This window comes from Cryptosporangium arvum DSM 44712 (genome assembly GCF_000585375.1).
GTDB classification, from domain to species: Bacteria; Actinomycetota; Actinomycetes; order Mycobacteriales; family Cryptosporangiaceae; genus Cryptosporangium; species Cryptosporangium arvum.
In genome coordinates, this window is the sequence record NZ_KK073874.1 from 7167545 (window position 1) to 7182059 (window position 14515).

The window sequence follows — 14515 nt, forward strand, 5'->3', positions numbered from 1 at the left end:
GAAGTTCCTTTATCGGGTGGTGAGCGTGATCGGGTTGATGATGTCGGTCGCGACCGTCAGCAGCGTGATGCCACCGAAGATCAACACGACGGCATACGTGATCGGCAGCAGCTTGGTGTAGTCGACCCGGCCCGGGTCGGGCTTACCGCGCTTGGCCGCCACCCACGACCGGACCTTCTCGAACCAGGCGATCGCGATGTGCCCGCCGTCCAGCGGCAGCAGCGGGAACAGGTTGAACACACCGATGAAGAAGTTCAGGTTGGCCAGCAGCAGGAAGAAGATCGGCCAGATGCCGCGCTCGACGACCTCGCCGCCGATCCGGCTGGCCCCGACCACGCTGACCGGGGTCTCCGGGTCGCGCTCCTGGCCGAGCAGGGCATCCCAGAGCTTCGGGATCTTCTCCGGGAAGTTCGCGATCGCCTTGAACGTGCCGGCGAAGATCTGGCCGGTGTAGTCGGCCGCCTGCCCGACGCCGTCGATCGGACCGTAGGTGACGGTCAGCGGAGCGTCGGAACCCTTCGGCGAGACCCCGAGGAAGCCGACTTCCTGCACGTTCGGCTTGTCGGTCGTGCTGATGTCGAGGTTGCGGCGGATGACCGTGATCGTCGTGTTCTCGGTCTGGCCGTCGCGGACGTAGGTCAGCGGCACCGCGCCGGCCGGCGACTTGCGGACCATCGCGACGAGCTCGCCGTACGTCGGCGTGCTGGTGTTGTTGAACGACGTGATGCGGTCGCCGGGCTCGAGGCCGGCGGCCGAGGCCGGCGACCGGGGGTCACCCTTGGCGACGTCGCACGTGAACGAGTCGGGGGTGGCCGGGACGCAGTCGTTCACCGCGCCGAGGACGGCCGGTTCCTTGTTCGCGTCGTAGGCGGCGCGCTCGGGGTTCGGCAGGCCGATGAACACGGCGGTGACCCAGAGCAGCACCACCCCGAGGATGAAGTGCGTGATCGATCCGGCCGACAGTACGATCGTCCGCTTCCAGACCGGCCGCTTCCAGAAGACCTTGTCCTCGTCGGCCGGGTCGACCTCGTCCAGCGGGGTCATCCCCACGATCGAGACGAACGCGCCGGCCGGGATGGCCTTGAGGCCGTACTCGGTCTCTTTGCGGCGGAACGCGAACAACGTCGGACCGAAGCCGATGAAGAACCTCGTGACCTTCATTCCGAACGCCCGGGCACTCCACATGTGGCCGGCCTCGTGGAGGGCCACCGAGATCAAAATGCCGAGGGCGAACAGAATAATTCCACCCGTGTACGCCATCGGCGCTTACCTCGACCCTTCTACAGCGGAAACCGCCGTCACAGCTTCCGACCGCGCCCAACGCTCGGCCGAGAGAACGTCCTCGACGCTACCTGGCTCGTCCAAGAGTTGACCTCCGGCCTTTTCGGCCGATTCAACTACAGAACGTACAGTGTCAACGATTCCCGTGAACGGGAGCACACCCGCGATGAACGCAGCGACACATTCTTCGTTGGCAGCGTTGTAGATCGCCGGCAGGCACCCGCCCGCGGCCCCCACCTCGCGGGCCAGCCGCACGGCCGGGAACGCGTCGTCGTCCAGGGGTTCGAACGTCCAGCTCGCGGCCTTGGTCCAGTCGACCGCGGCCGCCGCCTCGGGGACCCGGTCGGGCCAGGCCAGGCCGAGCGCGATCGGGAGCCGCATGTCGGGCGGGCTGACCTGGGCCAGCGTCGACCCGTCGACGAACTCCACCATCGAGTGGACGAGCGACTGCGGGTGGACGACGACGTCGAGCTTCTCGTAGGGCAGGCCGAACAGCTCGTGGGCCTCGATCACCTCGAGGGCCTTGTTCACCATCGTCGCCGAGTTGATCGTGACGACCGGGCCCATCGACCAGGTGGGGTGGGCCAGCGCGTCGTCGACCGTGACGCCGCTCAGCTCGGCGCGGCTGCGCCCCCGGAACGGACCACCACTCGCGGTGAGGATCAGCTTGCGCACCTCGGAGGCCGCGCCACCGCGCAGGCACTGGGCCAGCGCCGAGTGCTCGCTGTCGACCGGCACGATCTGCCCCGGTTTGGCCAGGGCACGCACCAGCGGCCCCCCGGCAACCAGCGACTCCTTGTTGGCCAGCGCGAGCGTCCGACCGGCGGTCAACGCGGCGAGCGTCGGCGCGAGGCCGATCGAGCCGGTGATGCCGTTGAGCACCAGACCGTTCTCTCCCAGCGGCCAGGCCGCCAGATCGGCCGCGGCGTCCGGACCGGCGAGGATCTTCGGCAGCGCGAACTTGCCCTCGCTCCAACCGCGACGCTGGGCTTCGGCGTAGAACGCCAGCTGCAGATCCTGGGCGGTGCTCGCTCTGGCGACCGCGACGGCGTCGACCCCGAACTCCAGTGCCTGGGCGGCCAGCAGTCCGACCTGGGCGCCCCCGCCGGCCAGACCGACCACGCGGAACCGGTCACGGTTCCGGCGGATCACGTCGAGGGCCTGGGTTCCGATCGAGCCGGTGCTGCCGAGGAGGACTACCTCGCGCGAACTCATGCGGCCATTCTCGCGCACCGGGGACAGGACTGCTGAACGGGCACTTCGTCCACATCCGAGCGCGTCGTGTCGGTCACAACGACGACACACCGGACGAGGCACGACAAATCAACCGAATGGCCAGTGTGAACTCGGTCGATGACACGAACGATGAACAGTTCGCACTCGGGCGGTTACCAGAAGCCGTCGGGCTCGTTGTGTGGTGTGGCAGGGCGGTCACGCCGGCCGACGGGCACCGGGCGGTCCGTCGGCACGAACGCGGAGACCGCCGCAGCGGAAGTTCGCGAGGGGGTCTTGGAGTCGTGACTGTGATGGTGAACCGTCGGGAGCGCGTCCGGGCGGCGACGGTCCAGGAAATCAAGGACGTGGCGCGGAGGCAGCTGGTCGGCGACGGGCCATCAGCGGTCTCGCTGCGGGCCATCGCCCGCGAGATGGGGATGACTGCACCGGCGCTGTACCGGTACTTCCCGAGTTTTGACCACTTGGTGCAGTCGCTGGTGACCGATCTGTCGACCGAGTTGTGCGCGGCCGTCGAGCACGCTCGTGACCTGGCGTCTCCGGACGACGCCGGTGCACGGCTGCTGGCCGTGTGCCGGGCCTTCCGGGCCTGGTCGGTGGGTCATCCGGCGGAGTTCGGGCTGATCTTCGGCGCACCCACGCCGGGGTACGGGACGCCGGCGTACAACGCCGGTCCCAGTGGGTTGACGCCCACCCAGACCAGCCGGGCCGCGGCCAGCGACTCCGCGGGGTCGGACAACGAGCCGGGCGCCGAGCGTCTGGACAACGGAGGGGCCCGGTTCGGGCGGCTGTTCCTGTCCGCGTTCGCGGACGTGTGGCGCGAGCGTCGATTCCCGACGCCGGACGCCGAGTCGCTGCCGCCGCGGCTCACCGAGCAGCTCGCCGCGTACCGCCAGCGCCTGGGCAGCACCCTGCCGCTCGGTGCGCTCGCGGTCGTGTTCGGCTGCTGGATGCGCCTCTACGGCCTGGTCAGCCTCGAGGTGTTCAACCACATGAGCTTCGCCCTGCCCGACCCCGAGCCGTTCTTCGAGGGCGAGCTGGCGGAGATCGCCGCCCGGCTGGACATCACCGAGGTCGAGCCGGCGCTGCACTGACGTCCTCCGGTGCGATCCGGGCCGCACCGCTGGAGTGGCAGTTCCTCAGATCCCGTCCCGGAGGGGAGAGCACGGCGGTGACCCAGGTAGCCACTCCGGCCCCCCGGCGCCGGAGTGGCCGGAAGCCGGGACCGGCCGACGTGCGCCGGTTGCTGACCGACAGCACCGGGCCCCAGGTCCATGCGCAACCCATCCTCGACCTGGTGTCGGGAACGCTGAGCGGCTACGAGGCGCTCGCGCGTTTCCGGCAGTTCCCGGCGGCCACCCCGGACGACTGGTTCGCCGCCGCTCACCGGGCCGGCGTCGGCGCCCAGCTGGAGGCCTGCGCCGTCGCCAACGCCCTCGATCTGGGGGCGACGCGTCCACCGGGCACCGTGCTCTCGGTGAACGTGAGCCCGAACGTCATCGACTCCCCCGAACTGCGGGCCGTGCTTCCGGAGGACCTGACCGGTCTGCAGTTCGAGGTCACCGAACACGAGCTCGCCGACGACGGGGCCGCACTGATCGCCGCCCTCGACCGGCTGCGGCAGCGCGGTGCCCGGATCGCGGTGGACGACGTGGGAGCGGGGTACGCCGGCTTCCAGCGCCTGGTCGCGCTCGCGCCGGACGTCCTCAAGCTCGACCGCACGCTGGTGACCGGCATCAGCCGGGAGCCGCGCAAGGGTGCGATGGTCGAGGCGATCGTGCACTTCGGGGCCCGCACCGGGGCCCGGGTGTGCGCGGAGGGGCTGGAGACCGTCGAGGACCTGGCCGCCGTGACCGACCTGTCGGTCTCACTCGGTCAGGGCTGGGTCATCGGCCGTCCGGCCGCGGAGTTCTCCGCGGTCGACCCGGTCGCTCGTCAGGCCTGGCGGGAATCCCGGGGTCCCCGGCAGTTGCATGACCTCGCCGAGGTGCTGGAGAGCCTCGCCGAGGTGCAGGACCTCGACGCGGCGGCCGCCGTGCTCGCCGGTTCGGCCACGCTGCTGGGCTGCCAGGCGATCGGCCTGGCCGTGCTGGAACGTCCACGTCGGGCGTCGGCTCCGGCCGAACTCCGCCTGGTGACGCCGGAGGGGGCGTCGTCGGACGGACGGTCGGAGCGGCCCGGCGGGGCCGGCTGGCCGTGGCCGCTGCACCGGGCGCCCACCGCCCGCCAGGTGGTGGACGAACGGGCGGTGTGCCAGGTGCTGCTGACCGATGTGGACCCGGACACCGCGGAGCGCGCGTGGCTGGCCGCGACCGGAACCCGCTCGATGGTGCTGTTCCCGCTGGTGTCGGCGGGTGCGGCAGTGGGGGTTCTGGTGTGCGGACGCCGCCACGAACACCGCTGGGGCCGGGCCGAGCTCCGTCCGGCCCGGACGGTGGCGGCCGCGGCCGGTGCCGTCATCGCGGCCGTTCGTCCCTAAGCCATGTGGTCACGCAGTCCCCAGGGTGAGCCGTAGGCCGTCAGCAGGTCGAGGAACGGAACGGCGTCGAACGCCTCCGGGCCGAGGACGCCGGTTCCCGACCAGGCGCCGCTCGCGAGCAGCTCGAGCGCCACCACCGGGTTGATCGCGGTCTGCCAGACCACGGCCTGCGACCCGTACTCCGCCATCGTCTCCGCGTTGTCGACGACGTGGTACAGGTAGACCTCGCGCGGCTCGCCGTCGGTTCCGGTGCCCTTCACCCAGGTGCCCGCGCACGTCTTGCCGCTCATCCGGTCGCCGAGCGTCGCCGGGTCCGGCAGGCACGCGGCGACGACGTCACGCGGTGAGACCTCGACGCCCTTGACCCGCACCGGCGTGGTCCGGTCGAGCCCGAGCTGGTGGAGGGTCTTGAGCACGCCGATGAACTCGGCACCCAGGCCGTACTTGAACGTGACCCGCTTCGCCGGCACCCAGCGCGGGATCAGCAGCACCTCCTCGTGCTCGACGTTGACGCACTCGACCGGGCCGATGCCGTCGGGGAACTCGAAGACCTCCGGCTCGCTGAACGGCGCGGTGGTGAACCAGCCCCGGTCGCGCTCGTAGATCACCGGCGGGTTCAGGCACTCCTCGATCGTCGTCCAGATCGAGAAGCTCGGGGCGAAGATCGGTTCGCCGTCGTCACCGGTGACGACGAGGTTCGCACCGTCCCGGATGCCGATCTCGTCGATCTCCGAGAACAGGTGGTCGGCGGCGTAGCGGGCGAACACGTCGGAGAGGCCCGGTTCGACGCCCATGCCGACGAGCGCGAGCCGGCCGGCGTCGCGCCAGGCGGGGTCGGCGGCGAACTGCTCGGCGCCGAGCGCGGTACCGACCTGCTCGTACGGGAGGCTGGGGTGCGGCGCGGAGAGCGACATCGCCATGTCGAGGTAGTCGACGCCTGCGCTCTGCGCGGCACCGAAGATCGGTAAGACGAAGCGCGGGTCGACGGCGTTGAGCACGTGGGTGACACGGTGCTCGGCGATGAGCGCCTTGATCGCCTCGGAGTCGGAGGCGTCCACCGCGGCGGCGGCGAACCGTGCGTCCCCGTCGGGCACCGCCTTCGCGGCGCGGGCCACGTCGTAGTCCGCGATCACCATCGTCTCGAAGAACTCACGGCGGGCAGCGATCGCGGCGACCGCGCTGCCCACTCCCCCGGCTCCGACCACCAGTACGCGCATGTGAGCCACGATAACCACGGAATCAGTTGAAAACTAGCTCATGGCCTTCGGGTATCGCACCGACAAGCGTGCGGAACGCACTGAATTCGGATTGTTCTTCCGCCGACTCGGCGTAGGGCGAGATCCGGCTCAGCTCGGTGACCGTCATTCGGATCTCGAGCGGCCCGAAGACCAGCTCCCCGTCGGTGGAGAGCAGATCGAGGGTCCGCGTCCAGCCTTCGGGCACCCGGGCGAGCACCGCGAAGAAGGGAGCCCCGAGGATCAGGGGCTCCCCGATCGGAGCCGCCGCCTTGCGTCGGAAGAAGCCCGTGCGGACGGGCCGGACGGAGACGCTACGCACCCGCGGGGGTGGACCTGATGGGGTGACCCACCGACGTGAGGCACTTGCCGTCCTGGAGGCGCCACTTCCAGCCGTGCATCTGGCAGGTCAGGACGCCGTCCTCGACCTTCCCGAACTTCGTGAGGTCGGCCTTGAGGTGCGGGCATCGCCGCTGCACCTCCCAGCCTTCGAGCTCGATGTTCTCGTCGTCGGTGTTCTGCTCGGCGAACCAGCCCTCGGCGTAGTTCAGCCGCTCCTCACCGAGGCACTTGAAGAACGCGTACACGAACTCGTTGTACGGCCCGACCCGGTGCGCGGTGAACCGGCACGACAGGAACAGGCTGTTCACCCAGTCGATCTCGTGGATGGCCACCAGGTGTTCGAGCAGCTCGCGCGGCGCGGTGAACCGGTAGCGCACCCGCTCGCCGTCGTAGGCCCTCACCTCGCGGCCGACAAAATCGAACAGCACGTCGACGTCACCCCGCTCGGGCGAGAGCGCGGTGAACCGCACCGGCCCGTTGATGCCGGCGGCGATCGTGTCGGCCTGCTTGATCAGCGGCTCGATCCACTCCTTGAGCGCGGGCAGCAGCTCGATCTCCGGGTGCGCCCAGCTCGCCTTCTCCGCCTCCAGCGCGGCCTTCTTGCGCTCCTGGTAGGTCCGCAGGTAAGGCTCCTTGTTCGCGCCGAACACCGTGGCCGGGTCGTACGGATGCTCGACCGGCGCGCCCTCGACGTCGAAATCGCAGACCGAACCCGGCAGCAGCAGCACACCGTTGCCGCGGCCCTTCTCGGCCATGTGGTCGAGGAAGACCTGCTGGTCGGGGAAGATGTTGCCCGGATCGGTGCCGAAGTCGTTGAACTGCCAGAGCTCCTCGTCGAGGAAGCAGGGCGGACCGGCGATCGGCACGACCCAGGTGGCCTCGAGGTCGTCGATGTAGCGCAGCGTCCGGTCGAACTGGCGGGCCCGCTTCTGCTCGCCGAAGACCTGCTTCGCGTGGTCGGTGAGCTCGTAGACCATCGGGTACCAGATCGCGCCGGAGTACTGGAGCAGGTGGATGTCCACGTGGCCCAGCTCGGCGAACGCCGACAGCTCGGTGGGGCGGGCGTCGTTCTGGTTCAGCAGCTTCGTGGTGCCGTCGTCGAGCCAGAGCGACGAGTCACCGATCGGCCCGTCGGTGGGCGAGATCAGCGCCTGGATCATCACCTTCAACCCGCCGAGGTCGTGCACCTCGCCGTTCTTCGTGCGGAAGATCTTCGTGAAGCCGGCGTCGCGCAGGGCGTCGTGCAGCTCGTCGGTGGGGAACTCCGGCAGCAGAACGGTCGCGGACTTGGAGATCCGCTTCAGGTTCTCGGTGTCGTAGTGGTCGCGGTGCAGGTGCGAGACGTAGAGGTAGTCGACCTGGCCGATCGCGTCCCAGTCGAGCTCGGAGTTGTCGGGGAACGGGAACCACGACCCGAAGTAGGCCGGGTTCACCCAGGGATCGCAGAGCACGCTGCCGTGCGCGGTCTCGATCAGGGCACTCGCGTGGCCCAGGCCCGTCACTCGCACAGCGTTCCGACCCTCCCGCGGCGCGCGGCGCCGCCGTTCATGACTCGTGGATTCCTACCGTAGCGGGCGGGCCGAAACGGCCCGGTCCTGCCCGACGGTTGCACCGCACACCGATGGGCATACCGCAGGACGTGACCGAGACCCCCACCTCGTCCGTCGAGCGCACGCCGGGCAAACTCCCCACCGACGACAGCGAGTCCGGCGGTGAGAGCACGCTCACCGTCGTCGTCGCCGGAGTGGCGAACCTGGCGATCGCGATCGCCAAGGCCGTCGGCGGCCTGCTCGCCGGCTCGTCGGCGATGCTCTCGGAGGCCGCGCACTCGCTCGCCGACACGATCACCGAGGTGCTGCTGCTCACCGCGGTGAAGCGCAGCGGGCGCCCGGCCGACGAGCACCACCAGTTCGGGTACGGCCAGGCCCACTACTTCTGGGCGTTCGTCGCCGCGCTCGCCACGTTCACGGCCGGGTCGGTGTTCTCGGTCTTCCAGGGCGTGCACACGATCCTCGAGGGTGAGGAGCCCGGCGACTTCCTGGTCTCCTACGTCGTGCTGGCGGTCGCGTTCGTCGTCGAGGGCATCTCGCTGACCCAGGCCGTCCGGCAGATCCGCGGCGGCGCCCGCCGGTGGCGCGTCCGTCCCGCGCGCTACCTGCGCCGGACGCCGGACACCGCGCTGAAAGCGGTCGCGTTCGAGGACTCGGCCGCGCTGATCGGCCTGCTGCTGGCCGCGGGCGGACTGGCCGGGACCGAGGTCACCGGGAACGCCGTCTGGGACGGGGCCGCGTCGATCCTGATCGGCGTGCTGCTCGCGGTCGTCGCCGTGACGCTCGGACGCGAGAACGCGTCGTATCTCGTCGGCCGGGCCGCGGCACCGCGGGTGCAGGAGACGATCCGGCGGACGCTCGAGGAGACGCCGGGCGTCGACCGGGTGGTGACGCTCTACACCCAGCACCTCGGCCCGCGTGAGCTGCTGATCGCCGCGAAGGTCGACTTCTCCGACGGCGACGCCGACGCGGTGGAGCGCAGCGCCGAGGACGCCGAACGCCGGATCCACGAGAACGTGCCGAACGTGCGTGAGCTGTTCCTCGATCCGACCTCCCGGCGGGACGCCCACTAAGCTGGACGCACTGTGAGTGAGCACTATTTCTCGTCGAGTCCGTCGGCGGCGCGGGCCCCGAGGACCGTGCGGCTGGCGCTGCGTGACGTCCAGGTCGGGCTGGCCACCGACACCGGCGTGTTCTCGCCGGCCGCGATCGACGCCGGCACGCTCGTCCTGCTCGAGACCGTGCCGTCGCCCCCCGCGGCCGGCGACCTGCTCGACCTCGGCTGCGGCTACGGGCCGATCACGGTGGCGCTGGCCCACCGCGCGCCCGGGGCCACGGTCTGGGGTGTCGACGTCAACGAACGCGCGCGTGAGCTGGCCCGGGCCAACACGGCGAGCCTCCCGAACGTCCGGATCGAGGGCCCCGACGGCGTGCCGGCCGACACCGGGTTCGCGGCGATCTGGTCGAACCCTCCGATCAAGGTCGGCAAGGGCGTGCTGCACGAGATGATGCGTCGCTGGCTGCCCCGGCTCGCGCCCGGCGGCGTCGCGTACCTGGTGGTGCAGCGTCACCTGGGAGCCGACTCGCTGCACCGGTGGCTCGAGGCCGAGGGCTTCCCCACCGAGCGGCTAGCCTCGCGCAAGGGGTACCGAATTCTGGCCGTGAGAGGGAACGAGTGATCCATCAGCTCCGGGGCACCGAGCTCAAGCGCCTCCACCGCACCTGGCGCCGGCGTAGCGACAGTCGGCTCGCCCTGCTGCTGGACGACGTCGGTAACCCGTACAACGTCGGGTCGATCACCCGGTCGGCGGCCGCGTTCGGCGTCGACCACCTGTATCTCGCCGGGTCGTCGGTGTCGCCGCGGGCGCCGAAAGCGGCGAAGACCGCGCTCGGCACCGACCGGTATCTGCAGTGGTCGGAGCACCCGACCGTCACCGAGGCGATCGGCGCCGCGAAGAAGGACGGCTACCGCGTCGTCGGGGTCGAGCTCGCCGACCCGGCGTCGCCGCTCGCCGACCTCGACCTCTCCGTCGACGTGTGCCTCGTGCTGGGCCACGAGGAGCGCGGGATCTCGACGACCGGGCTCGCCGAGTGCGACGCGGTGGGGTACGTGCCGCTGATCGGCCGGGTCGGTTCGCTGAACGTGGCCACTGCGGCCGCGATCGCCTGCTACGAGGTCCGCCGCCAGGGCTGGTCCGAGGGTGACTGGTCCGACGCCGAATCCGCGGAACTCGCCGAGACGTGACCACACACGCGGTGCGGGTCAATCAGCTCGGCTATCCCGCCGGGTGGCCGCTGGGCGCCACCGTGGTCTCCGATTCGCCGACGCCGCTGCGCTGGCAGCTCCGCGACCCGTCCGGAACCACCGCGGCGGCCGGCGAGACGAGCGTCCACGGCCCCGACCCCGCCGCCGGCGAGACCGTCCACACGGTCACCACCACCGCACCGGCGAGCACGGACCCCACGGACTGGGTGCTCGTGGTGGACGGGGTGCAGAGCGCGCCGTTCGCGCTGGGGGCGCGGGCCGCCGACCGCTACCGCGACCTGGCCCGCGACGCCGCGCGCTTCCTCTACCTCCAGCGCAGCGGCACCCCGATCGCCGACCCGCGGTTCGGCCGCCCGGCCGGTCACGTCGGCACCGCCCCGAACCGCGGCGACGGCTCGGTGGCGTGCCACCGAGCCGACTGCCCGCGTCGCCGCCTGCTGTTCGGCTGCCGCGGCCACGACCTCCGCGGCGGCTGGTACGACGCCGGCGACCACGGCAAGTACGCGGTCACCACGGCGGTGACGGTCTGGCTGCTGCAGCACGCGGTCGAGCGCTCCGGCGACCCGAACCTTCTCGACGAGGCCCGCTGGGGCCTCGAGTTCCTGCTCTCCGCCCAGCTGCCGACCGGCGACCCCGACGCCGGCATGGTGTTCGCCGCCGTGCACGACGCCCGCTGGACCGGCCTGCCGCTGCGCCCCGACGCGGACCCGCAGCCCCGCACGGTGCGGATACCGACCACCGCGGCGACGTACGGGCTGGCCGCGGTGGCCGCGCAGGCCGCGCGGGTCTGGGAGGTCCACGACCCGGTGTTCGCCGCGCGCTGCCGCACGGCGGCCGACCGGGCCTGGAACGCGGCCACGCACAACCCGGTCGTGTACGCCACGGTCGCGGAGGCCGCCGACACCGGCGGCGGACCCTACGACGACAGCGACGTCCGGGACGAGCGGTACTGGGCCGCCGCCGAGCTCGCGGCGCTGACCGGCGCCGAGGAGTACCGGTACGCGATGCTGCACTCCGGGCTCGACCCGGTGGCCGCGGTGCACGAGGGCTTCGACTGGCGCTCGGTGTTGCCGCTGGCGCAGCTGACGCTCGCGCTCGGTCCGGGATGGACGGCCGCGTCGGCGGCGACCGGCGCGCGGGCGGTGCTCGCCACGGCGTCCGAGATGCTGTTGACGACGATCGCCGCCGAAGGCCACGCCACGCCGTACGCGCCGCCCGACGGGCGGTACTGCTGGGGTTCGAACTCGCGTGTGCTGGCCCACGCGCTGACGCTCGCGGCCGCCGCCGACCACACCGGCGACGCGCGCTTCTTCGCCGGTGAGCTCGCCTGCCTCGACTACCTGCTCGGGCGGAACGCAACCGGCTTCAGCCAGGTCACCGGGTACGGCGCCCGGGCCGTGGCCCGCCCCCACCACCGGTTCTTCGCCCAGGCGATCGACCCGGCCTACCCGCCGGCGCCGCCCGGTGTGGTCGTGGGCGGCCCGAACAGCGGCCTCGACGACCCGGTGGCCGCCATGGCACGCAGCGGAGCGCCACCCCAGAAGTGCTGGATCGACGACCCGGGGTCCTGGGCCACCAACGAGGTGACGATCGGCTGGAACGCCGCGCTCGCCCTGGTCGCGAACCACGTGGCCACCCACCTGGCGCCGCCGCGCTCGTTAGGCACGCCCCGCGCGGCCTGACCCGAGCTAAGGGCCGGCCGGGCTCTCTGCGGCGAGTAGTCCGTCGAGTTCTCCCGCGCCCACCGGCTTGGAGTACAGGAAGCCCTGCGCGCGGTCGCACCGCAGCTCGCGCAGCGTGTCCGCGCGTTCGCTGGTCTCCACCCCCTCGGCCACCGTCGACAACCCGAGCGAGTGCGAGAGCTGCAGGATCGCCTTGGTCAGCGCGGTGTCCTCGCTGTCGGCCCCGTCCGGGCCGTCCATGCTGAACGCCCGGTCGATCTTCAGGATGTCGACCGGCAGGCGACGCAGGTACGACAGCGACGAGTACCCGGTGCCGAAGTCGTCGATCGCGATCCGGATACCGCGCGCACGCAGCTGCTCGAGCCGCTTCACGACCGCGTCGGTCTCGGCGGCGGTCGCGGCGATCATCGTCGACTCGGTGATCTCCAGGACGAGCGCCTGCGGCGGCAGCCCGCTGAAGCGGAGCGCGCCGATCACGGTCGAGACGAACTCGGGGTCGCGCAGCTGGGCGGTGGCCACGTTCACCGCGACCGAGATGCCGAACCGGGCGTACCAGTCGGCCGCGTCGACGCACGCCTGGCTCAGCACCCAGGCGCCGATCGGCACGATCAGCCCGCTCTCCTCGGCGACCGGCACGAACTCCGTCGGCGACATCCGGCCCTGCCCCGGCATGTCCCAGCGCAGCAGCGCCTCCACCGAGCTGATCCGCTCGGTGACCAGGTCGACGACCGGCTGGTACTCCAGCACGAACTCGCCGCCGGCCACCGCGCGGCGCAGCCCGGCGAGCAGCTCGACCTTGTCCAGGTGCGCGGTGCGCAGCTCCTGGCGGTAGGGCACGACCTGGTCCTTGCCGGCCCCCTTGGCCGCGTAGAGCGCGAGGTCCGCGTTACGCAGCACGTCGCTCGGCGTCGCCGTGCCGCTGCCGACGTAGAGCCCGACGCTCGTCGTCATGTAGAGGTCGTGCGCGGCGACGTGGAAAGGAGTGCGGAGCGCGTCGGTGAGGCGCTGTCCGACCCCCAGCGCCGCCGTCTCGTCGGTGTCGCCGAGCAGGACGGCGAACTCGTCGCCGCCGAGCCGGGCGAGCAGGGCGCCGTCGGGCAGCGCTTCGCTGAACCGGCCCGCCGCCTGGACCAGCAGTTCGTCGCCGACCGGGTGCCCGTGGGTGTCGTTGACGTCCTTGAACCCGTCGAGGTCGATCAGCAGCAGCGCGTACGACCGGTCGCCGTCCGTCTCCGGCTGGGCGTCGGCCAGTACCCGGTCGAGGGCCTCGGTGAGCTTGGCCCGGTTGGCCAGCCCGGTCAGCGGGTCGTGCAGCGCCCGGTAGGTCAGCTGGCTCTGCAGGGCCTGCTGCTCGGCCAGGGCCGACCCGAGCGCGGCCGCCTGCGCGGCCTGCTCCTGCTCGCGCCGGAACGACTCGCGGGCCTGACCGGCGCTCCGGATCGCCAGATAGAAACAGAACAGCGTGGTGACGGTCACCGGGTAGCCGACGTCGATGAGCGGGTCGAGCTCCCACTCGTTCACCGAGGCCAGCACGGTGTAGACCGGGTAGACGAAGACCGTGAGGCCGAGCAGCGTCAGCTTCGCCCGCCCGGTCGGGCGCTGTCCGTCCAGCGGTGGCCGCCGATCGGTGACCGAGGGATGCCAGGCCGCGACGGCCATCAGCAAGTACCCGCTGAGCACGATGGCGCCGGGAGCGCCGGTCGCCACGACCCCGGTCGGCTGCCCACCGGTGACGCTCCGGAGCAGGTCACCGACCAGGAAGAACAACGACGCCAGGCCGACGAGCAGCTGAGTGGTGTTCCGGATCGACACCGTGAACACCATCACGGCCATCACGAGCAGCAGCAGGTCGCCCAGCACGAACGCGAACGCGCTCAACCGGGCGTCGTCGGGCTCCCCGCGCAGGTAGGGCACCGCGAACAGCAGGTAGAGCACCAGGCTCACGCTGTAGCTGACCGCCAGGCCGTCGACGACCCGGTGGGTGCGGTAGCCGCCGCCCCGGGCGATGATGCCGACCAGCCCGGCCACCAGCAGCGGGAACGACAGGATCCGGAACGCCTGCGTGGCCGTCATCGGCACGCCCGGCAGGGCCGCCGCGTTCGGCACCGCCTGGTAGATGACCAGGCCGGTCAGCCGGGTGGCGAGCCCGGCACCGAGCAGGAGCCAGGGCCAGACCGGAGCCGGCCGGTGGACGGCGATCCCCACCCAGAGGGCGAGCACCGCGCACAGCGCGGTCGCGACGTAGGAGCGCGGCGACTGCGGCCCGGGGGCGGCGAGCAACAGCCAGGGCACGACGAGCGCGGCCACCGAACCGGCGAGCCAATGCGTCCGCCGACGAGCGACGGCCTGCTCCGCGGCGTGCGCGACGCCGTCCAGCGGCGTGGACACGCCGGCACGGGTGCGCACGACCAGACCTTCGGTCGGCGCAGTCTGGGTCTGCACGATTG

Annotated in this window: 12 protein-coding genes; 6 read left to right on the forward strand and 6 right to left on the reverse strand. The window is 71.5% G+C overall.

Going from position 1 to position 14515, the window contains the following annotated elements; translation table 11 throughout:
- Positions 1-9: 9 nt before the first annotated feature.
- A complete protein-coding gene (locus CRYAR_RS32760; RefSeq protein ID WP_035857082.1) occupies positions 10-1260 on the reverse strand; it encodes a M50 family metallopeptidase in 1251 nt (416 codons plus the stop codon).
- Positions 1261-1266: 6 nt separating this feature from the next.
- Entirely contained in the window at positions 1267-2496 is a 1230-nt protein-coding gene (gene dxr / locus CRYAR_RS32765; RefSeq protein WP_035857084.1) for a 1-deoxy-D-xylulose-5-phosphate reductoisomerase, read from the reverse strand.
- Between the two features lie 311 nt (positions 2497-2807).
- On the opposite strand from dxr, the gene CRYAR_RS32770 reads away from it, so the two are divergent.
- Together CRYAR_RS32770 and CRYAR_RS32775 are read left to right on the forward strand one after the other, a co-directional pair.
- A complete protein-coding gene (locus tag CRYAR_RS32770; RefSeq protein WP_035857085.1) occupies positions 2808-3608 on the forward strand; it encodes a TetR/AcrR family transcriptional regulator in 801 nt (266 codons plus the stop codon).
- A 77-nt stretch (positions 3609-3685) separates the two neighbouring features.
- Positions 3686-4993, forward strand: a complete 1308-nt coding sequence (locus tag CRYAR_RS32775) for an EAL domain-containing protein (RefSeq protein ID WP_169745115.1) — start codon at positions 3686-3688, stop codon at positions 4991-4993.
- On the opposite strand, the gene CRYAR_RS32780 is transcribed toward CRYAR_RS32775, so the two are convergent.
- The 3 genes from CRYAR_RS32780 to CRYAR_RS32790 form a co-directional block, all read right to left on the reverse strand.
- Positions 4990-6210 (reverse strand): saccharopine dehydrogenase family protein, encoded by a 1221-nt coding sequence (locus CRYAR_RS32780; RefSeq protein WP_035857086.1) that lies wholly within the window; start codon positions 6208-6210, stop codon positions 4990-4992. The two genes, CRYAR_RS32775 and CRYAR_RS32780, sit on opposite strands and share 4 nt — an antisense overlap.
- A gap of 22 nt (positions 6211-6232) precedes the next feature.
- Positions 6233-6448 carry a hypothetical protein gene (locus CRYAR_RS32785; RefSeq protein ID WP_157018264.1) on the reverse strand — a complete coding sequence of 72 codons (216 nt, stop codon included), beginning with the start codon at positions 6446-6448 and terminating at the stop codon, positions 6233-6235.
- Positions 6449-6542: 94 nt separating this feature from the next.
- The gene (locus CRYAR_RS32790) at positions 6543-8072 is read right to left on the reverse strand and encodes a Rieske 2Fe-2S domain-containing protein (protein WP_245620543.1); all 1530 of its coding nucleotides are present in this window, start codon (positions 8070-8072) and stop codon (positions 6543-6545) included.
- 119 nt (positions 8073-8191) lie between these two features.
- Between CRYAR_RS32790 and CRYAR_RS32795 the strand changes: the two genes are divergently transcribed.
- Genes CRYAR_RS32795 through CRYAR_RS32810 form a run of 4 tightly spaced genes read left to right on the forward strand, consistent with a single transcriptional unit; the run spans position 8192 to position 12068 of the window.
- The gene (locus CRYAR_RS32795) at positions 8192-9193 is read left to right on the forward strand and encodes a cation diffusion facilitator family transporter (protein ID WP_084701254.1); all 1002 of its coding nucleotides are present in this window, start codon (positions 8192-8194) and stop codon (positions 9191-9193) included.
- Between the two features lie 12 nt (positions 9194-9205).
- On the forward strand, positions 9206-9799 hold the full coding sequence (locus CRYAR_RS32800; protein WP_035857089.1) for a class I SAM-dependent methyltransferase: 594 nt from the start codon (positions 9206-9208) through the stop codon (positions 9797-9799).
- Complete coding sequence (locus CRYAR_RS32805; protein WP_211247754.1) at positions 9796-10365, forward strand: TrmH family RNA methyltransferase; 570 nt, start codon at positions 9796-9798, stop codon at positions 10363-10365. Before CRYAR_RS32800 ends, CRYAR_RS32805 begins: the two co-directional genes overlap by 4 nt.
- The gene (locus CRYAR_RS32810) at positions 10362-12068 is read left to right on the forward strand and encodes a glycoside hydrolase family 9 protein (RefSeq protein ID WP_051571254.1); all 1707 of its coding nucleotides are present in this window, start codon (positions 10362-10364) and stop codon (positions 12066-12068) included. The genes CRYAR_RS32805 and CRYAR_RS32810 overlap by 4 nt, the downstream gene beginning before the upstream one ends.
- Before the next feature lie 6 nt (positions 12069-12074).
- Here CRYAR_RS32810 and CRYAR_RS43960 read toward each other — a convergent pair whose 3' ends face one another.
- Complete coding sequence (locus tag CRYAR_RS43960) at positions 12075-14510, reverse strand: putative bifunctional diguanylate cyclase/phosphodiesterase (protein ID WP_051571255.1); 2436 nt, start codon at positions 14508-14510, stop codon at positions 12075-12077.
- Positions 14511-14515: the final 5 nt, after the last annotated feature.

Excerpts from the sequence above, each read along its gene's own strand:
- CRYAR_RS32760 (WP_035857082.1), bottom strand. The coding sequence starts at position 1,260 with ATGGCGTACACGGGTGGAATTATTCTGTTCGCCCTCGGCATTTTGATC.
- dxr (WP_035857084.1), bottom strand. The coding sequence starts at position 2,496 with ATGAGTTCGCGCGAGGTAGTCCTCCTCGGCAGCACCGGCTCGATCGGA.
- CRYAR_RS32770 (WP_035857085.1), top strand. The coding sequence starts at position 2,808 with ATGGTGAACCGTCGGGAGCGCGTCCGGGCGGCGACGGTCCAGGAAATC.
- CRYAR_RS32780 (WP_035857086.1), bottom strand. The coding sequence starts at position 6,210 with ATGCGCGTACTGGTGGTCGGAGCCGGGGGAGTGGGCAGCGCGGTCGCC.
- CRYAR_RS32795 (WP_084701254.1), top strand. The coding sequence starts at position 8,192 with ATGGGCATACCGCAGGACGTGACCGAGACCCCCACCTCGTCCGTCGAG.